We start from the raw sequence: 17,074 nt of genomic DNA on the forward strand, positions 1-17,074 counted from the left end.
ACGGCCCTGCACATGATCCGACCGGCACAGCTCCTGCGACTGTTCTACATCAACTTCGTGCTGGTCCGTCACGGCCTCGACGAGGTGGTGTTCGCCATCCACCTGTTCCGGCCGGTGCGCTGGCTGCTGTTCCTGCTGCCGTGGAACTGGTTCCGCCGCAGGCGCGCCCCGCGCGGCGAGCGCATCCGTCGCGCGCTGGAAGACCTGGGCCCCGTGTTCGTGAAGTTCGGGCAGATGCTCTCCACCCGCCGCGACCTGCTGCCGGACGACATCGCCGTAGAGCTCACCCGCCTGCAAGACGCCGTGCCGCCCTTCCCCATCGAGGACGTGCGGGCGCGCATCGAGGCCGCCTACGGCCGCCCGGCCAGCGAGGTCTTCGCCCATTTCGACGAGACACCGCTGGCCTCCGCCTCCATCGCCCAGGTGCATGCCGCCACGCTCAAGGACGGCACCGACGTGGTGGTGAAGGTGGTGCGGCCGAACATCAAGACGGTGATCCGCCGCGACGTGGAGCTGCTGTACATCGGCGCCGAACTGGCCGAGCGCTACTGGCCCGAGGGCCGGCGCCTGCGCCCGGTGGAGGTGGTGCGGGAATACGAGAAGACCATCTTCGACGAGCTCGACCTGGTGCGCGAGGCCGCCAACGCCTCGCAGCTGCGCCGCAACTTCGAGGGCTCGCCCATGCTGTACATCCCCGAGGTGTACTGGGAGTACAGCACGCCGCGGGTGATGGTGATGGAGCGCATCCACGGCACGCCCATCAGCGACATCGACAGCCTGGTGGCGCGCGGCGTGAACCTGAAGAAGCTGGCCGAACGCGGCGTGGAGATATTCTTCACGCAGGTGTTCCGCCACAACTTCTTCCACGCCGACATGCACCCGGGCAACATCTTCGTCGCCCGGGACGACAGCGACAACCCGCGCTACCTGGCGGTGGACTTCGGCATCGTCGGCACGCTGGCGCCGGAGGACAAGCGCTATCTCGCCGAGAACTTCCACGCCTTCTTCAACCGCGACTACCGTCGCGTGGCCGAGCTGCACGTCGAGTCCGGCTGGGTGCCGGCCGACACGCGCGTGGATGAATTCGAGAGCGCCATCCGCACCGTCTGCGAACCCATCTTCCAGCGCCCGCTGAAGGACATCTCCTTCGGCCACCTGCTGCTGCGCCTGTTCCAGACCGCGCGCCGTTTCCACATGGAGGTGCAGCCGCAGCTGGTGCTCCTGCAGAAGACCCTGCTCAACATCGAGGGCCTCGGCCGCCAGCTCTACCCCGATCTCGACCTGTGGAAGACCGCCAAGCCCTTCCTCGAGCGCTGGATGGACGAACAGGTCGGCGTGCGTGCGCTCATCGGCGGCGTGAAGAAACACCTGCCGAAGTTCCTCGAACAGCTGCCCTCCATGCCGGACCAGGTGCACGAACTCATCACCCGCACCAACAACGGCGAACTGCAGCTGCGCTGGCAGAGCGAGCAGCTCGAACAGCTGCGCGGGGAGATCACCCGCGCCAACCGACGCAGCATCGCCGTCATCGCCGGCGCCGCCCTGGCGCTCGGCGGCTTCCTCACCCTGGGCCTGCCCGACATGCCCACGCTGGGCGGCGCCCCGGTGTTCTCCTGGGCGCTGGGTGCGGCCGGTATCCTCGCCATGCTCATCGCCGCCCTCGATGCGCAACGCGGCGTCAGGACAGTACCCCGTAAACGATGAGATGCCGGTCGCTCACGGCCTCGACCGTGAGCCCGGCCAGCCCGGCCCCGGCCAGCTGCCCCTGCACCTCCGCCGGCGTGAAGGCCGCGCACAACGAGCAGTAGAAGTCGCGCCGCAACACCTCGGGTTCGTCCTGCGCATACAACCCCACCAGCCGCACCGCCTCGTCCTCGCTGGCCGGCCGCATCAGGTCCATCACGAAGAGGCGTGCCCCGGGCGCGGCATGCCGCTTCACCGCCTCCCACATCACCCCCGGCACGTGCAGGTGATGCAGCAGGCTGTTGGAGATGATGGTGGGGTAGGCCTGCTTCGGTGCCGGGTCCTGCGGCAGGCAGGCCTGCACCAGGTTCAGCCGGTGCGCCACGCCCGAGGCCGCCACCAGTTCGCGCCCGGCCTCCAGCATGGCCGCCGCCCCGTCCACGCCGTCGACGAAGGTCCCGGGGAAGGCCCGGGCGAAACGCACGGCGATATCGCCCGGCCCGCAGCCGAGGTCCAGCACGTCGCCCGTCACCGGTTCCGGGAAGCGTTCGCGAAACAGCGCGATGAACTGGTTGTGCGGCGCCTCGAAATCGGCCTGCGCATAGGCGACGGCCTGTTCGGGGTCGAGCATGAGCTCGGGTTCGGGGATGCGTTGCATGGGTTCTGTGCAGCCATCTGAAAAACATCAATCTGCCACAGAGGACACAGCGATGCATCGTAGGAGCGCCGCGTAGGAGCTGCGCAAGCTGCGATGACGGCCATGCTTCTGCGAAATACCGCCCCTGATCGCGCCTTGCAGCGCTCCTACATGTGATGCCTCAGCATTCGGTGATGCTCACCGCCAGCCCGCCCAGCGAGGTCTCCTTGTACTTCTCCGACATCTCCTGGCCGGTGCGTTTCATGGCGGCGATGCAGTTGTCCAGCGGCATGAAGTGCTGGCCGGTCTCGCGCAGGGCCAGGGAGGCGGCGGCGTAGGCCTTGATCGCGCCGAAGCCGTTGCGCTCGATGCAGGGCACCTGCACCAGGCCCTTGACCGGGTCGCAGGTCATGCCGAGGTGATGCTCCAGCGCCATCTCGGCGGCCTTCTCGATCTGCGGCGCGCTGCCGCCACGCGCCGCGCACAGCCCCGCCGCGGCCATGGCGGCGGCGGAACCGACCTCGCCCTGACAGCCGACCTCGGCACCGGAGATGGAGCTGTTGTGCTTGATGATGCCGCCGATGGCGGCCGCGGTGAGCAGGAAGTCGCGCACCTGTTCCGGGCTGCCGCCCTCGTGTCCGACCAGGTGGTAGAGCACGGCGGGGATCACGCCGGCCGCGCCGTTGGTGGGGGCGGTGACCACCAGGTGGCCGGCCGCGTTCTCCTCGTTCACGGCCATGGCATAGGCGATCAGCCAGTCGTTCACCCCCGCACCCTGCGGGTGGGCGCGCAGGTCCAGGGCCAGGTGCCGCGCGCGACGGCGGATCTCCAGCCCGCCGGGCAGGATGCCCTCGGCGGCCAGGCCGTTCTCCACGCAGCGGCGCATGGCCGCCCAGATCGCATCGAGCCGGGCATCCAGCTGCGCATCCGTGGCCGGCCCCTCGCGGCAGGCCAGCTCGTTCGCGCGCTTCATCGCGGCGATGGACAGGCCGCCGGCCTCGGCCATGGCCAGCATCTCGTTGGCCGTGGCAAAGCCGTAGGGACAGCGGTCGCTGGCCGAGGAACGCAGCGGTGCGGCCAGCCGGGCGACCTCCTCGGGCGTGGCGATGAAACCGCCGCCGATGGAAAACCGCGTCTGCGTGAGGACGATCTCGCCGGCGTTGTTCACCAGCTCGAAGATCATGCCGTTGGGATGCTCGGGCAGGGGCTGGCCGCGGTCGAAGAGGATGTCACGTTCGGGCAGGAAGCCGACGCGGTGGCTATCGATCTCGATGGCATCCTGCTGCCACAGCTCACCGACCAGGGCGTCCACGTCCGTCTCGGCCACGCCTTCGGGATCGTGCCCATGCAGGCCGAGGGTGACGGCACGGTCGGTGGCATGCCCCTTGCCGGTATAGGCGAGCGAGCCCTTGAGGATGCAGCGCATGGCGAATGTCTGCACCGCTTCCGCCGCGACCAGATGCCCGGCCACGGCCTCGCGGAACGCCCGCGCCGCGACCATCGGGCCCATGGTGTGCGAGCTGGAGGGGCCGATGCCGATCTTGAAGAGCTCGAGGGTGCTGATGAACATGCCGCGCTCCGTGGTGGCCGTACACCCGAGTGTAATGCAGGCGCCCGTCGCCGGGGTTCAGGCCTCGTCCGGCAGCGGGAAGGCCGGGTTCCAGACCACCTCCCAGAGATGCCCGTCGGGGTCCTGGAAGGTGCCGGCGTAACCGCCCCAGAAGGTCTCGTGCGGGGCCTTCACCAAGCGCGCCCCGGCGGCCTCGGCCTCGGCCATCACCGCATCGACTTCGGCCCGGCTGGCGACATTGTTGGCCAGCATGCCGTCGGTGGGGGCCGGCGGGGCGAGGGGCAGGCCGTTGTCCTGCGCCAGACTTTCCCGCGGCCAGAGGGCGAGCACGAGCCCGGGCTGCATGTCGATGAACACCACCGCGCCGTGTTCGTACTCGTTGCCGACGATGCCCTTGGTGGGCAAGCCCAGGCCGTCGCGGTAGAAGCGCAGGGCGCGCTCCAGGTCGTCGACGCCCAGGGTGATGAAGCTGATGCGTGGTTTCATGCGAAAGACACCGGCTGGCTGTCGTCAGTCGTCACGCCGCGACCGCCACAGCAGGCCGGCCAGCAGGGTGAGGAAGACGACGTACCGGGGAGACAGGTGCATGGACAACAGTATAGCCCCTGACCGTGGCCGACCTCAGTCGGTGGCGGCGGGCCGTCGCGGGTAACCCTCGGCCTGCAGGCGCTGCATCACCTGCCGGCGCTCGGCCTCGGTCATGCGCGTCCAGGCGGCGAGCTCGGCCAGGCTGCGGCCGCAGCCGATGCAGCGCTCGTCCTCGCCGAGTTCGCAGACCTGGATGCAGGGCGTGCTGACCGCGGCCATGGTGCTCAGGGCAGGACGGATTCCCCGGCCAGCAGGGTGTCCAGGGACTCGCGCTCGCGCACCACGTGCACGGTTGCGCCGTCCACCATCACCTCGGCGGCACGCGGGCGGGTGTTGTAGTTGGAGCTCATGGAGAAGCCGTAGGCGCCGGAGGAGCGCACGGCCAGCAGGTCGCCCTCCTCGATGGCGAGCTCGCGGTCCTTGCCGAGGAAGTCGCCGGTCTCGCACACGGGACCGACCACGTCATACACGCGCGCCTCGCCCCGTCCGCCCTCGACCACCGGCACGATGGCCTGCCAGGCCTGGTAGAGTGCGGGACGCATGAGGTCGTTCATGGCCGCATCCACCACGGCGAAGCCCTTGTGTTCGGTGGGCTTGATGTATTCCACGCGCGTGACCAGGATGCCGGCGTTGCCCATGATGGCGCGGCCCGGTTCGAGCAGGATCTCGTAGTCGCAGTCCTTGCAGCGCGCGAACATGGCCTTCACGTAGTCGGCCGGCTCCGGCGGCGTCTCGTCGCGGTAGCGGATGCCGAGCCCGCCCCCCAGGTCCAGGTGATGGATCGGGATGCCGGCGGCCTTTAGGCGGTCGGCCAGGGCGATGACGCGGTCCAGCGCATCGAGGAAGGGCTCCACCGAGGTGAGCTGCGAGCCGATGTGACAGTCGATGCCCGTGACCGCGAGATGCGGCAGTGCGGCCGCCTCCCGGTAGACGCGCTCTGCCGCGTCGATGGCGATGCCGAACTTGTTCTCCTTGAGACCGGTGGAGATGTAGGGATGGGTCTTGGCGTCCACGTCCGGGTTCACGCGGATGGACACCGGCGCGACCCGGCCCATCTCGCCGGCCACCGCGTTCAGGCGCAACAGCTCGGCCTCCGACTCGACGTTGAAGCAGCGGATGCCGACCTCCAGCGCGCGGCGCATCTCGTCGGCCTTCTTACCCACGCCCGAGAACACCACCCGGCCCGGGTCGCCGCCGGCCCTCAGCACCCGCTCGAGCTCGCCCACCGAGACGATGTCGAAACCCGAGCCCATGCGCGCCATCAGATTCAGCACGGCGAGGTTGGAGTTGGCCTTCACTGCATAGCAGATCAGGTGGGGGTGATCGCCGAAGGCGTCGTTGAAGGCATGCCAGTGGCGCTCGATGGTGGCGCGCGAGTAGACGTACAGCGGCGTGCCATGCGTCTCGGCGAGCTGCGCGACCGGGACGTCCTCGGCGTGCAGTTCGCCGTTGCGATAATTGAAGAAATCCACCGTCAGGCGTCTCCGCGTGGGTTGTCGGGCTGGGCGGGTTCGGGTTCCGGCAGGTACAGGTCGCCGGTCTGGCCGCAGGACTGCAGCATGCCGAGCGAGCCCAGCAGGATCACGAGCAGGATGAAGGCGAGTTGGGCGCGACAGGGAAACATGATGTGCGTGCTTTAAGGTGTCGTTGTTGCGCGCAGTATAGCGGCAAGCCCCGGGCTTGGCGACGCGCGGCCGGCTTGCCTCGTCCGGCGGCGCGGCCCATCATGGACGGCAGATGCACCTGCTGATCCTCATCCTCGGCGGGCTCGGCCTGCTGTTCGTCCTGCTGGCCCTGCGCCGCCTGCGTCGTCGCGAGTTCCTGCGGGCCGGCACGCGTGGCGCCGCCGGCGTCCTGTTTCTCGCCCTGGCCGCCCTGTCGGGGTCGCTGGCGCTCAACCTGCTCACCTACCAGCGTCTGGCCCACGAACAACCCGTGGCCACCCTGTCCTTCAACCGCATGGGCATGGATCAGTACCAGGTCCTGCTGCGCACGCCGGACGGGCAGGCCCGGCTCTTCACCCTGGCGGGCGACGAGTGGCAGCTGGACGCCCGCGTGCTCAAGTGGCACGGGCTGGCCAACCTGCTCGGGTTGGACGCGCAGTACCGGCTGGAGCGCATCAGCGGCCGCTACCGTGACGTGGATCAGGCCCGCGCCGCCGCCCCCAGCCTCTACGGCCTGGCCGAGCCACAGGGCCTGGACGTGTGGACGCTGACCCAGCAGCACCCCCGCTGGCTGCCCTGGGTGGACGCCGTCTACGGCAGCGCCACCTACCTGCCCATGGTGCACGGGGCACGCTACGAGGTGCGCCTGACCCAGTCCGGTCTCGTCGCCCGGCCGGCCAACGCGGCCGCCGAACAGGCCGTGGGGCAGTGGCGGGACTGAGCGCGCGACGGCCGTGTACAATCAGCGCATCATCCGCCTCGCAGCAACCCGCCGCTGACCGCGACACGCCGTGCATCTTCGTACCAACATCTTCCTCTGGGTCTCGCTGGCCACGGTCGTGCCGCTCACGGCCATCGTGCTGCTGGTCACGGGCTACAGCGAGCGCCTGCACCGCGCCGACGTGGACGAGCGCCTGCAGGCGAACCTGAGTTTCGTCGTGGCCGAGTTCGACCGGCGCCTGAGCTTCGAACGCGAGGTGATCACGGCGCTGGCCCGCTCCCCCTCGGTGGAGCGCATCCTGCCGGTGCTCGAGACCGTGCGCGAGGGGCGCCGTCACCCGGAGCACCGCGAGCGCACGCAGGACCTGGCGAGCTTTCTCGGCGAGATCCAGCTCATACTCAAGGATGTCGGCACCATTCGGCTGCTCGAACACCGCGCCAACACCCTGGTGAAGGTGCGCGACGGCGCCGAGATCCCGCCCTCGTTCACCGGCCTGGACCCCTTCCCCTTCGCCGAGGAGGAGATGGACGACCCGGAGTTCCTGTACTTCCTGCAGACCATGAACCCGGGCGAGGTGAACTACCTGCTGCAGCCGCCCTCGCTCACCGACTACGGCACGGCCGGCCGCGTGCCCATGCTGGACGCGGTCGTGCCGCTGGCGGACACCATCGAACCGCTGCCCATGGGCTATCTCACCGTGAACTCCACCGGGGTGCAGATCGACCGCATCCTGGAGCTGTCGCCGCGTCTCTATAACGGCCACCTGCTCATCGCCGAGCTCAATCCGGAAGTGCCGCAGCGCGACGGCATGGTGCTCTACGACGAGGCCGCCGGACGCCTGTTCAGCACGGCCAAGACCGCCGCCGACAACCTGCACGCGCGCTTCGGCGGCCGGCTCATGTCGGCCGTGCGAAATGCCCCCTATGGTGCCTTCGATGCACCGGACGGCCGTTCGCGCGTGTACTACGCCGAGTACTACCCCTATCCCAACCAGCTGACTAGCTGGGTGATCGCCACGCGCGTGGACACCGCGGCCATCACCGCGCCCTTCAACCGCATCCGCTCCGGCATCCTGCTGTTCGCGGTGGTGGCCATACTCGCCAGCCTGTTGCTGGCGCAACTCGGTGCGCGGCGCATCGCCCTGCCGATCACCCAGCTGACGCAGCAGCTGCGCGATTATGCCGGCGGGCGGCGGCGCCGCTCGGTGCCGATGCGCTCCACGCAGGAGATCAACGAGCTGCTGGATGCCTTCGACTACATGGTCGACACCCTGGAACAGGCACGCAGCGAACGCGACCAGGCCGAGTCCATGCTGCTGCAGTCCGCCAAGCTCGCCTCCATCGGCGAGATGGCTGCCGGCATCGGCCACGAGATCAACAACCCGCTGCACAACATCCTCACCCTTGCCAAGCTCATCGAACGTTCGCTGCCCGCCGGCGACCAGGCCACCCGCGAGGATCTCACGGCCCTGACCAACGAGGCCCACCGCGCCTCGCGCATCGTGCGCGGCATCCTCAACTTTGCGCGCCAGGTGCCGCCGCATTACGAACCCACACCCGTGCAGGCACTGGTGGAACACTCCCTGCAGCTGGTGAGCCAGGCGGCTCGCAACCAGGGTGTGCGACTCTCCACGCAGATCGCGTCCGATCTCGTCATCGAGTGCGATCCGCATCAACTGCAGCAGGTGCTCATCAATCTGCTGCTCAACGCCATCCAGGCCAGCAACAGCGGCGACGAGGTGCGCGTCGAGGCCGGGCTGGACGAGGACGGCCGCGTGCGCATCTGTGTCTGCGACCAGGGCACCGGCGTCAAGCCCGAGATCATGGACAAGCTGTTCGACCCCTTCTTCACCACCAAGCCGGTCGGCAAGGGCAGCGGTCTCGGCCTGTCGGTCAGCCTCGGCATCATCGAACATCATGGTGGTACCATACGGCTCGCCAACAACGAACAAGGCGGCCTGACCGTATCCATCGTGTTGCCGCTCACGCCGCACCAGCCCGGAGAGTCGAGTGACTGACAAGCCACGCATCCTGTTCGTCGACGACGACCCCACGGCCGGCGACCTGTTCCTGCGCTTCACGCGTCAGGCGCCCTATGCGGTGGCCGTGCACCGCAACCCGGCGCAGGCCCTGGACGACTTCCGTCAGCAGGGCGCGCAGCTCGTCATCACCGACCTGTCGATGCCGGAGATGAACGGCATCGAACTGCTGCGCCGGATCCGCGAGATCCATGACGACGTGCCGGTGATCATCATCACCGGCTACTCCACCGTCGACAACGCCATCGAGGCCCTGCGCCTGGGCGCCACCGACTTCATCAAGAAGCCCTACGACATGGAGGAGCTGCTGCTCCAGGTGGATCGCACCCTGGAGACCGAGGCGCTGCGGCGCGAGAACCGCCTGCTCAAGCGTCAGCTCAAGGACGAGCGGCTGCGCTACCGCATGATCGGCAACTCCCCCGCCATCCAGAACATCTACGCCATCATCGACAAGGTGGCGGACATCCGCTGCAACGTGATCATCGAGGGCGAGTCCGGCACCGGCAAGGAACTGGTGGCACGCGCCATCCACAACCAGGGCCCGGACGCCGACCGTCCCTTCATCGTGATCGACTGCGGCGCGCTCACCGACACGCTGCTGGAGAGCGAGCTGTTCGGTCATGAGAAGGGCGCCTTCACCGGCGCCACCCACAGCAAGCAGGGCCTGCTGGAAGCGGCCAGCGGCGGCACCGTCGTCCTCGACGAGATCTGCAACATCTCCGACGCCATGCAGACCAAGCTGCTTCGCGTGGTGCAGGAACAGCAGGTCACGCGCGTCGGTGGCATCCGCCCCACCGACATCGACGTGCGCTTCATCGTCGCCACCAATCGCAACCTGGAGAAGATGGTGGCCGAGGGCGAGTTCCGCGCCGACCTCTATCACCGGCTCAACGTGGTGAAGATCCAGCTCCCGCCGCTGCGCGAGCGCCGCGACGACATCCCGGCCCTGGTCACCAGTTTCATCGAGGAGATGAACGCCCGTTACCGTCGCGAGATCGAGGGCTTCGATGCCGAGTCGATGGAGCGCCTGCGCGACTACAGCTGGCCCGGCAACGTGCGCGAACTGCGCAACCTGGTCGAGCGTCACATCGCCCTGGCCGATGGCCGCATCCTGCGCCTGCAGGACGACCTGGTCAGCAGCCTGCACGAGGGCGACGCCATCGATGCCGACCAGCCGGACCTCGCCCAGCTGGAACAGCGCTACATCCTCAAGCTGCTCGATCGCTTCAACGGCAACCGCGAGAAGACGGCCACGGCGCTCGGCATCAACAAGTCCACGCTCTGGCGCAAGCTGCAGCAGTACGAGAAGGACGCACCCCTCTAATAACGGATGCCGGAACAACCTCCGGGCCTTTCGGCGGCCAGCCTGTGCGGCGCCATGCGCACACCTGCAATTTGCAATGTCCGCACGTTGCAGATTGCAACGATTATGCCCCTCCTCCCGCAGTCTTCTTGCTCTAACCTGTTGATCTAAAATAGATCACCAAGTTGGCACGGTGCTTGTATACGTTCCTGTCAGCTACACCAAAGTAGCCCCGTGATCGAGGAGTAATGACATGAAGCGTAGAACCCTGCTCAAAGGCACCCTGGCCGCCGGTACCGTCGGCATGGCCGTTGCCGCCGGTCTCGTTGCCCCGCGCGCCGTCCTGGCCGCCTGGCCGAAAGAGGCCTTCGAAGCCGACTCCATGAGCGCCGCCATGAAGGGTATTGCCGGCAGCGATCAGGCCGCCGATGGCGACATCGATATCAAGGCCCCGGACATCGCCGAAAACGGCGCCGTCGTGCCGGTCACCGTCTCCACCAGCATCTCCGGTGTCGAGTCGATCAGCATCCTGGCCGCCGAGAACGGCAACCCGCTGACCTCCAGCTACATGCTGGGCGCCAACACCGAAGGCTTCGTCTCTACCCGCATCAAGATGGGCAAGACCTCCGACGTGATCGCCCTGGTCAAGGCCGACGGCAAGCTGTACAGCTCGCGTAAGGAAGTCAAGGTCACCATCGGTGGCTGTGGCGGTTAATCGCTGAGAATTCAGAGGAGTACCAGACATGTCTTCGATTAAAGTTCGTGCCCAGGCCGCCGGTGGTTCCACTACCGTGAAGTGCCTGATCAGCCATCCGATGGAAACCGGTCAGCGCAAAGACAGCAAGACCGGCAAGATGATCCCGGCCCACTTCATCCAGGAAGTGAATGCCGAGCACAACGGCAACAACGTGCTCACCGCCCTGTGGGGTCCGGCCATCTCCAAGAACCCCTACCTCTCGTTCAAGTTCTCCGGCGGCAACAAGGGTGACACCCTGAAGATCAGCTGGGTGGACAACGAAGGTAAGACCGATTCCGTGGAAACCAAGATTTCCTGAGGCAAAGAATCCTTTGGCAGTGGCTTGGGGCCAGGGATGCCCCATCTTCTAAAGTCTCGGCTGGAAACATTTCCGAGTCTGTGGATGCACACCGTTTCAGCGAGTTTCCTTTGGCAGTGACTTAAAAGCGCATGGACGCGCTTTCCCTTTTTCACCCCCCCTCCTATCATCCCGTTCCGGGAACGCGGTAAGCTGGATATCCCGTCCGCTCCCAGCTTCCATCATGACCGATACACTCGAATTTCTCACCGTCGATACCGGCCCCGATCCGGATGCCTGCATCATCTGGCTGCACGGTCTGGGTGCCGACGGCCACGATTTCGAGCCCATCGTCCCCGAGCTCGATCTGCCGGCCGGCAGCACCGTGCGCTTCCTGTTTCCCCATGCCCCGGTGATGCCCGTGACCATCAACGGAGGTCTGGCCATGCGCGCCTGGTACGACTTCGAAAGCCTGGATTTCGATCAGGGCGAGAACCGCGCCCAGATCCGCGACTCGGTGGCGCAGGTGACGGCACTCATCGATGCCCAGCGCGCGGCGGGCATACCTGGCGAACACCTCATCCTGGCCGGCTTCTCGCAGGGCGGCGTCATCGCCCTGCACGCGGGCCTCGGCTATCGCGAACGCCTGGGCGGCGTGATGGCGCTCTCCACCTACCTGCCCATGGCGCAGGAGCTCGAGGCGCGCCTGCTGCTGGCAAACCGCGGGCTGCCCGTATTCCTGGCCCATGGCCGCCACGACGACATCATCCCGCTGCCGGCGGGACACCGGGCACGCGACTGGCTGAAGGAACAGGGCTTTGCCGTGGAGGCCCACGACTATCCGATGGGGCACGGCGTCTGCACGGAGGAGATCGCCGCCATCGCGCACTGGCTGCGCGCACGCCTGGCGGGCTGAACACGGCATCTGGAAAATCGCCCGGGGCGGGCTATGCTCGAAACATGAGCGCCTTACAGAACGAGAATGCCCGGGCCCTGCGCAACGCCACCGGTTTCGAACCCGGCGAGCCCCTGTGGAAACGCGCCCCCGCACGCGACGAGAGCGGCCGCCCCCTGAGTGACTTCCTGATGATCATCCCCAAACTCAGCCGCCAGCCGGCCGAGGTGATCAAGCAGAAACTCGGCCACATCCAGCGGGTGCTGGAACGCTACGGCAAGGTGGTGGTGTTCGCCGACATGAACCTCCGACTCAACACCCTGTGGGTGACGGTACGCCCGGTACCGGGCATCACGCTGGAGCTGCCCGCCGTGATCAAGCTGCACGTCCCGGAGGCGTTGCTGGTCGGCCCCGACCAGCGGGCCTACATGGGGCGGCGCTAGGCTGGATCTGGCCACAGAGGGCAGAGATCACAGAGTCTTTTGCAGCAGCGTCAACCAATGGGTGACGGAATTGACGACTGCCGCCGCCCGTCACGACACCGATTTCCCCTCTGTGTACTCTGTGCCCTCTGTGGCAAAAAACCCGTCCTTGCCACTTACTCGCCCAGCCGCGCCCGCGCCGATTCAACCTGCCTGCGCACCTGTTCGGGTGCGGTTCCACCGAGGTGGTTGCGTGCGGCCACCGAACCTTCCAGCGTGAGCACCTCGAACACGTCGTCCTCGATGGCATCCGAGAACTGCCTCAGCTCGTCCAGGGTGAGGTCGGCGAGGTCGCGACCCTGTTCGATGCCGAAACGCACGGACTTGCCGACGATCTCGTGGGCGTCGCGGAAGGCCACGCCCTTGCGCACCAGGTAGTCGGCCAGGTCGGTAGCGGTGGAGTAGCCCTGGCGGGCCGCGGCGCGCATGCGCTCGGCCTTCACCTTGAGGTGCGGCACCATGTCGGCGAAGGCGCGCAGGCTGCCGCGCAGCGTATCGACGGTGTCGAACAGCGGCTCCTTGTCTTCCTGGTTGTCCTTGTTGTAGGCCAGCGGCTGGCCCTTCATCAGCGTGAGAAGGCTGATGAGGTTGCCGTTGGCGCGCCCGCTCTTGCCGCGCAGGAGCTCGGGCACGTCCGGGTTCTTCTTCTGCGGCATGATGGACGAACCGGTGCAGAAACGATCCGGCAGGTCGACGAAGTCGAACTGCGCGGAGGCCCACAGGACCAGCTCCTCGGCGAAGCGCGACAGGTGCGTCATGATGAGCGCGCCGGCGGCGCAGAACTCGATGGCGAAGTCGCGATCGGAGACGGCGTCCAGGGAGTTGTTGGCCGGCCGCTCGAAGCCGAGCAGCCCGGCGGTGTACGCGCGATCGATGGGATAGGTGGTGCCGGCCAGCGCGGCGGCGCCCAGCGGCATCACGTTCACGCGCCGGCGGCAGTCGGCCAGGCGGTCGTGATCGCGGTCCAGCATCTCGAACCAGGCCAACATGTGGTGACCGAAGGTCACGGGCATGGCCACCTGCAGGTGGGTGAAGCCCGGCATGATGGTGTCGGCCTCGCGCTCGGCCAGGTCCAGCAGCGCCAGCTGGGCGCGGCGGATCTCGCCCTGCAGGTGATCGATCTCGTCACGCAGGTAGAGGCGGATGTCGGTGGCGACCTGGTCGTTGCGCGAACGCCCGGTGTGCAGCTTCTTGCCGGCGATGCCGATGCGGTCGGTGAGCCGCGCCTCGATGTTCATGTGCACGTCTTCCAGCGAGACGGACCAGGCGAAGTCGCCGCGCTCGATGTCCAGCAACACCGCCTCCAGCCCCTCGAGAATGGCCGCGCATTCCTCCTCGGTGAGCACGCCGACCTTGGCCAGCATGCGCGCATGCGCCCTGGAACCCTCGATGTCGTGGCGGTAGAGCCGGCGGTCGAAGTCCACCGAGGCGGTAAAGGCCTCGACGAAGGCATCGGTCGCCTCGGTGAAGCGGCCGCCCCAGGGTTTGTCGTCCTGCTGCTTGTCGGTCATGGCATGTATCACATGGCTGGATGAAAGGGCCGCAGTATACCATCGGCCCGCTTGCCTTGAGCGGTCGCACGGGCAACACTTGGCCGATGCGAACCGACAAGCCCGGCCAGGACGCCGCCATTTCCGCACGCGCCTGCTTTCTGCCCAACTTCTGCACCGCCCGCGCGGTGTTTCTGGTCGTGCTCATCGCCGAGCTGCTGGCCTGCGTGCTCGCGCTGATCTCCGCCACCCACAGCGGCAACCTGTGGACCGACCTCGGCCTGATCAGCCTGTTCGTGCAGTGGGTGGCGCTGGGCACGGCCGGCACCCTGTGCCTGGTACGCCGCCGCCTGTCGCTGAGCGACCCGCGCCTGGCCGCGAGCGTGGCCTATGCCATCACCCTGCTCACCACCCTGCTGGTCTCCCTGCTCACGCTGGCCCTCGGGTATTACGGCAACGCCGCCGGCATGGACTCGGGGCTGCCGCCCGCCCTGTTCGTGCTGCGCAACCTGGCCATCAGCGCGATCGTCGCCGCCATCGTGTTCCGCTACTTCTATGTACAGCACCAGTGGGTACAGAACGTGGAGGCCGAGGCGCGCGCCCGCGTGCAGGCGCTCACCGCGCGTATCCGTCCGCACTTCCTGTTCAACAGCATGAACACCATCGCCAGCCTCACGCGCACGCACCCGGAGCAGGCCGAGGAGGCGGTGCACGACCTGGCCGACATGTTCCGCGCCACGCTCGACAAGCGCGAGCGCATCGGCCTGGACGAGGAGATCGAGATCACCCGCCGCTACCTGGCCATCGAGCAGCTGCGCCTGGGCGAACGCCTGGCCGTGGACTGGCAGATCGACGCCGACCTGCCGCGCGGCCTCACGGTACCCGCCCTGGTGATCCAGCCGCTGGTGGAGAACGCCATCTACCACGGCATCGAGCCGCTGACGCGCGGCGGCACCGTGCGCATCCGCATCCAGGCTGCCGCACCCGGCCTGCGCGTGGAGGTCAGCAACCCGCTCGGGCAGGAGACACGCAAGAGCAAGGGCAATCACATGGCCCAGGACAACATCCGCCAGCGCCTGGCGCTGGCCTATGGCGAGGACAGCCTGTTGCGTATCGAGCAGAGTGAGGATACGTATACTGTGTGGTTCACCATCCCCGGGGAATGACGACCATGAAGGTCCTGATAGTCGACGACGAGAAACCCGCCCGCGACCGGCTGCGCAGCCTGATCGAGGAACTGCCGGAGTACAGTGTCTGCGCCGAGGCCGCCAACGGTGCCGAGGCCCTGCACGAGGCCGACCGCGGCCATCCCGACATCGTGCTCATGGACGTGCGTATGCCCGGCATGGACGGCATCGAGGCCGCCCGCCACCTGGCCGGGCTGGAGTCCCCGCCGGCGGTGATCTTCACCACGGCCTTCGAGGAGCACGCCCTGGAGGCCTTCCGTGCCCACGCCGCCGGCTACCTCGTGAAGCCGATCCGCAAGCAGCACCTGGTCGACGCCCTGGCCGCCGCACGCACCCCCACCCGCGCCCAGCTCGCCGCCCTGGGGGCAGAGGCCGAGGAGGAGCAGGCCCGCTCCCACATCTGCGCCCGCTTCCGCGGCAACCTCGAGCTGATCCCGGTGGAGGACATCATCTACTTCCAGGCCGACCAGAAGTACGTCACCGTGCGCCACACCGGCGGCGAGGTGATCATCGAGGAGCCGCTCAAGTCGCTGGAAGACGAATTCGGCGAGCGCTTCCTGCGCGTGCACCGCAATGCCCTGGTCCAGCGCCAGTACGCCGGCGGCATGGAAAAGACCGCCGAGGGCCGCTTCATGATCGCCATGAAGGGCATCGAAGACCGCCTGGAGATCAGCCGGCGCCACGTGGCCGAGGTGCGGCGCTTCCTCAAGCATCGCTAGGTCCCGGCGCGGGGCCGCAAGTGGCCATCCAGCGCCATTTCCCGTAAAGTTCGGCCTTCCGCCCCATCACCAGCCCGGGAGCCCCATGACCCAGCAGACCCTTCGCATCGCCACCCGCAACAGCCCACTCGCCCTCTGGCAGGCCGAGGAGGTCAGGCGCCGGCTGGAGGCCCTGCACGCGGATCTGGCAGTGGAGCTGGTGAGCATGACCACCCGCGGCGACCAGCTGCTGGACAGCCCGCTGTCCAAGATCGGCGGCAAGGGGCTGTTCGTGAAGGAGCTGGAACAGGGCATGCTCGCGGGCGAGGCGGACATCGCCGTGCATTCCATGAAGGACGTGCCCATGGAGCTGCCGGAGGGCTTCGCCCTGCCGGTGATCATGGAACGCGAAGACCCGCACGACGCATTCGTCTCCAACAAGTACACCGGCCCCGACGAACTGCCCGAGGGCGCGGTGGTCGGCACCTCCAGCCTGCGCCGACAGTGCCAGCTGATGGCCCGCTATCCGCACCTCGAGATCCGCTTCCTGCGCGGCAACGTGAACACCCGCCTGCGCAAGCTGGACGACGGCGAGTACGATGCCATCATCCTCGCCGCCGCCGGTCTCAAGCGCCTGGAATTCCACGCGCGCATCACCGCCATCCTCACGCCCGAGCAGAGCCTGCCGGCCGTCGGCCAGGGCGCCATCGGCATCGAGTGCCGCGCCGACGACGCCCGGGTGAAGGCCCTGCTCGCACCCCTGGCCGACACCGACACCACCGACCGCGTCACCGCCGAGCGCGCCATGAACCACCGCCTCAACGGCGGCTGCCAGGTCCCCATCGCCGGTTATGCCCTGCTGGAAGGCGACGAACTCTGGCTGCGCGGCCTGGTCGGCTCGCCCGATGGCAGGCAGATCTTCCGCGCCGAGGCGCGCGGGCCACGGTCCCAGGCCGATGCCATCGGCCGGGGCGTGGCCGAGGACCTGCTCGCCCAGGGTGCCGACGCCGTGCTCAAGGCCCTGGGCCTGGGCCCCGATGCCTGACCGCGATCCCGCATTGTCGACGCAGACTCACTAGAATCA

Annotated in this window: 18 protein-coding genes; 11 read left to right on the plus strand and 7 right to left on the minus strand. The window is 67.6% G+C overall.

Annotated elements, in window-relative coordinates:
• Positions 1-12 precede the first annotated feature (12 nt).
• Complete coding sequence (ubiB, locus tag HUJ28_08235; protein MBD3619447.1) at positions 13-1,704, plus strand: ubiquinone biosynthesis regulatory protein kinase UbiB; 1,692 nt, start codon at positions 13-15, stop codon at positions 1,702-1,704.
• On the opposite strand, the gene HUJ28_08240 is transcribed toward ubiB, so the two are convergent.
• The 6 genes from HUJ28_08240 to HUJ28_08265 all read right to left on the minus strand — a co-directional run bounded on the left by HUJ28_08240 (position 1,679) and on the right by HUJ28_08265 (position 6,102).
• A complete protein-coding gene (locus tag HUJ28_08240) occupies positions 1,679-2,341 on the minus strand; it encodes a class I SAM-dependent methyltransferase (GenBank protein ID MBD3619448.1) in 663 nt (220 codons plus the stop codon). The two genes, ubiB and HUJ28_08240, sit on opposite strands and share 26 nt — an antisense overlap.
• A gap of 160 nt (positions 2,342-2,501) precedes the next feature.
• A complete protein-coding gene (locus tag HUJ28_08245) occupies positions 2,502-3,890 on the minus strand; it encodes an L-serine ammonia-lyase (GenBank protein ID MBD3619449.1) in 1,389 nt (462 codons plus the stop codon).
• A gap of 57 nt (positions 3,891-3,947) precedes the next feature.
• Positions 3,948-4,376 carry a VOC family protein gene (locus tag HUJ28_08250; protein ID MBD3619450.1) on the minus strand — a complete coding sequence of 143 codons (429 nt, stop codon included), beginning with the start codon at positions 4,374-4,376 and terminating at the stop codon, positions 3,948-3,950.
• A 135-nt stretch (positions 4,377-4,511) separates the two neighbouring features.
• Positions 4,512-4,697, minus strand: a complete 186-nt coding sequence (locus HUJ28_08255) for a DUF1289 domain-containing protein (GenBank protein MBD3619451.1) — start codon at positions 4,695-4,697, stop codon at positions 4,512-4,514.
• Between the two features lie 5 nt (positions 4,698-4,702).
• Positions 4,703-5,950 (minus strand): diaminopimelate decarboxylase, encoded by a 1,248-nt coding sequence (gene lysA / locus HUJ28_08260; GenBank protein MBD3619452.1) that lies wholly within the window; start codon positions 5,948-5,950, stop codon positions 4,703-4,705.
• 2 nt (positions 5,951-5,952) lie between these two features.
• Entirely contained in the window at positions 5,953-6,102 is a 150-nt protein-coding gene (locus HUJ28_08265; protein MBD3619453.1) for a lipoprotein, read from the minus strand.
• A gap of 113 nt (positions 6,103-6,215) precedes the next feature.
• On the opposite strand from HUJ28_08265, the gene HUJ28_08270 reads away from it, so the two are divergent.
• The 7 genes from HUJ28_08270 (at position 6,216) to HUJ28_08300 (ending at position 12,576) form a co-directional block, all read left to right on the plus strand.
• Positions 6,216-6,863, plus strand: coding sequence for a cation/multidrug efflux pump (locus tag HUJ28_08270; protein MBD3619454.1), 648 nt, complete (start codon positions 6,216-6,218; stop codon positions 6,861-6,863).
• 70 nt (positions 6,864-6,933) lie between these two features.
• Entirely contained in the window at positions 6,934-8,880 is a 1,947-nt protein-coding gene (locus HUJ28_08275) for a HAMP domain-containing histidine kinase (protein MBD3619455.1), read from the plus strand.
• Positions 8,873-10,225, plus strand: a complete 1,353-nt coding sequence (locus HUJ28_08280) for a sigma-54-dependent Fis family transcriptional regulator (protein ID MBD3619456.1) — start codon at positions 8,873-8,875, stop codon at positions 10,223-10,225. The genes HUJ28_08275 and HUJ28_08280 overlap by 8 nt, the downstream gene beginning before the upstream one ends.
• A 232-nt stretch (positions 10,226-10,457) precedes the next feature.
• Entirely contained in the window at positions 10,458-10,919 is a 462-nt protein-coding gene (gene soxY, locus HUJ28_08285; GenBank protein MBD3619457.1) for a thiosulfate oxidation carrier protein SoxY, read from the plus strand.
• Between the two features lie 28 nt (positions 10,920-10,947).
• Positions 10,948-11,259, plus strand: a complete 312-nt coding sequence (gene soxZ, locus HUJ28_08290; protein MBD3619458.1) for a thiosulfate oxidation carrier complex protein SoxZ — start codon at positions 10,948-10,950, stop codon at positions 11,257-11,259.
• 223 nt (positions 11,260-11,482) lie between these two features.
• Complete coding sequence (locus HUJ28_08295; GenBank protein MBD3619459.1) at positions 11,483-12,154, plus strand: alpha/beta hydrolase; 672 nt, start codon at positions 11,483-11,485, stop codon at positions 12,152-12,154.
• A gap of 44 nt (positions 12,155-12,198) precedes the next feature.
• On the plus strand, positions 12,199-12,576 hold the full coding sequence (locus tag HUJ28_08300; protein ID MBD3619460.1) for a hypothetical protein: 378 nt from the start codon (positions 12,199-12,201) through the stop codon (positions 12,574-12,576).
• A 155-nt stretch (positions 12,577-12,731) separates the two neighbouring features.
• Here the strand turns inward: HUJ28_08300 and argH are convergent, their stop codons facing one another.
• The gene (gene argH / locus HUJ28_08305) at positions 12,732-14,126 is read right to left on the minus strand and encodes an argininosuccinate lyase (GenBank protein ID MBD3619461.1); all 1,395 of its coding nucleotides are present in this window, start codon (positions 14,124-14,126) and stop codon (positions 12,732-12,734) included.
• 86 nt (positions 14,127-14,212) lie between these two features.
• Here argH and HUJ28_08310 point away from each other — a divergent pair, with 86 nt between their 5' ends.
• The 3 genes from HUJ28_08310 (at position 14,213) to hemC (ending at position 17,035) form a co-directional block, all read left to right on the plus strand.
• On the plus strand, positions 14,213-15,271 hold the full coding sequence (locus HUJ28_08310) for a sensor histidine kinase (GenBank protein MBD3619462.1): 1,059 nt from the start codon (positions 14,213-14,215) through the stop codon (positions 15,269-15,271).
• A gap of 5 nt (positions 15,272-15,276) precedes the next feature.
• On the plus strand, positions 15,277-16,011 hold the full coding sequence (locus tag HUJ28_08315; GenBank protein MBD3619463.1) for a response regulator transcription factor: 735 nt from the start codon (positions 15,277-15,279) through the stop codon (positions 16,009-16,011).
• 85 nt (positions 16,012-16,096) lie between these two features.
• Positions 16,097-17,035 (plus strand): hydroxymethylbilane synthase, encoded by a 939-nt coding sequence (gene hemC / locus HUJ28_08320; GenBank protein ID MBD3619464.1) that lies wholly within the window; start codon positions 16,097-16,099, stop codon positions 17,033-17,035.
• The last annotated feature ends 39 nt before the right edge of the window (positions 17,036-17,074 follow it).

It is taken from the genome of Chromatiales bacterium (assembly GCA_014762505.1).
In the GTDB taxonomy this organism is placed as follows: Bacteria; Pseudomonadota; Gammaproteobacteria; order SpSt-1174; family SpSt-1174; genus SpSt-1174.

Bases quoted from the DNA above. Each gene is read 5' to 3' on its own strand.
- ubiB (MBD3619447.1), top strand. From the start codon at position 13: ATGATCCGACCGGCACAGCTCCTGCGACTGTTCTACATCAACTTCGTG.
- HUJ28_08240 (MBD3619448.1), bottom strand. From the start codon at position 2,341: ATGCAACGCATCCCCGAACCCGAGCTCATGCTCGACCCCGAACAGGCC.
- HUJ28_08245 (MBD3619449.1), bottom strand. From the start codon at position 3,890: ATGTTCATCAGCACCCTCGAGCTCTTCAAGATCGGCATCGGCCCCTCC.
- HUJ28_08250 (MBD3619450.1), bottom strand. From the start codon at position 4,376: ATGAAACCACGCATCAGCTTCATCACCCTGGGCGTCGACGACCTGGAG.
- HUJ28_08255 (MBD3619451.1), bottom strand. From the start codon at position 4,697: ATGGCCGCGGTCAGCACGCCCTGCATCCAGGTCTGCGAACTCGGCGAG.
- HUJ28_08265 (MBD3619453.1), bottom strand. From the start codon at position 6,102: ATGTTTCCCTGTCGCGCCCAACTCGCCTTCATCCTGCTCGTGATCCTG.
- HUJ28_08270 (MBD3619454.1), top strand. From the start codon at position 6,216: ATGCACCTGCTGATCCTCATCCTCGGCGGGCTCGGCCTGCTGTTCGTC.
- soxY (MBD3619457.1), top strand. From the start codon at position 10,458: ATGAAGCGTAGAACCCTGCTCAAAGGCACCCTGGCCGCCGGTACCGTC.
- soxZ (MBD3619458.1), top strand. From the start codon at position 10,948: ATGTCTTCGATTAAAGTTCGTGCCCAGGCCGCCGGTGGTTCCACTACC.
- HUJ28_08295 (MBD3619459.1), top strand. From the start codon at position 11,483: ATGACCGATACACTCGAATTTCTCACCGTCGATACCGGCCCCGATCCG.
- HUJ28_08300 (MBD3619460.1), top strand. From the start codon at position 12,199: ATGAGCGCCTTACAGAACGAGAATGCCCGGGCCCTGCGCAACGCCACC.
- argH (MBD3619461.1), bottom strand. From the start codon at position 14,126: ATGACCGACAAGCAGCAGGACGACAAACCCTGGGGCGGCCGCTTCACC.
- HUJ28_08310 (MBD3619462.1), top strand. From the start codon at position 14,213: ATGCGAACCGACAAGCCCGGCCAGGACGCCGCCATTTCCGCACGCGCC.
- HUJ28_08315 (MBD3619463.1), top strand. From the start codon at position 15,277: ATGAAGGTCCTGATAGTCGACGACGAGAAACCCGCCCGCGACCGGCTG.
- hemC (MBD3619464.1), top strand. From the start codon at position 16,097: ATGACCCAGCAGACCCTTCGCATCGCCACCCGCAACAGCCCACTCGCC.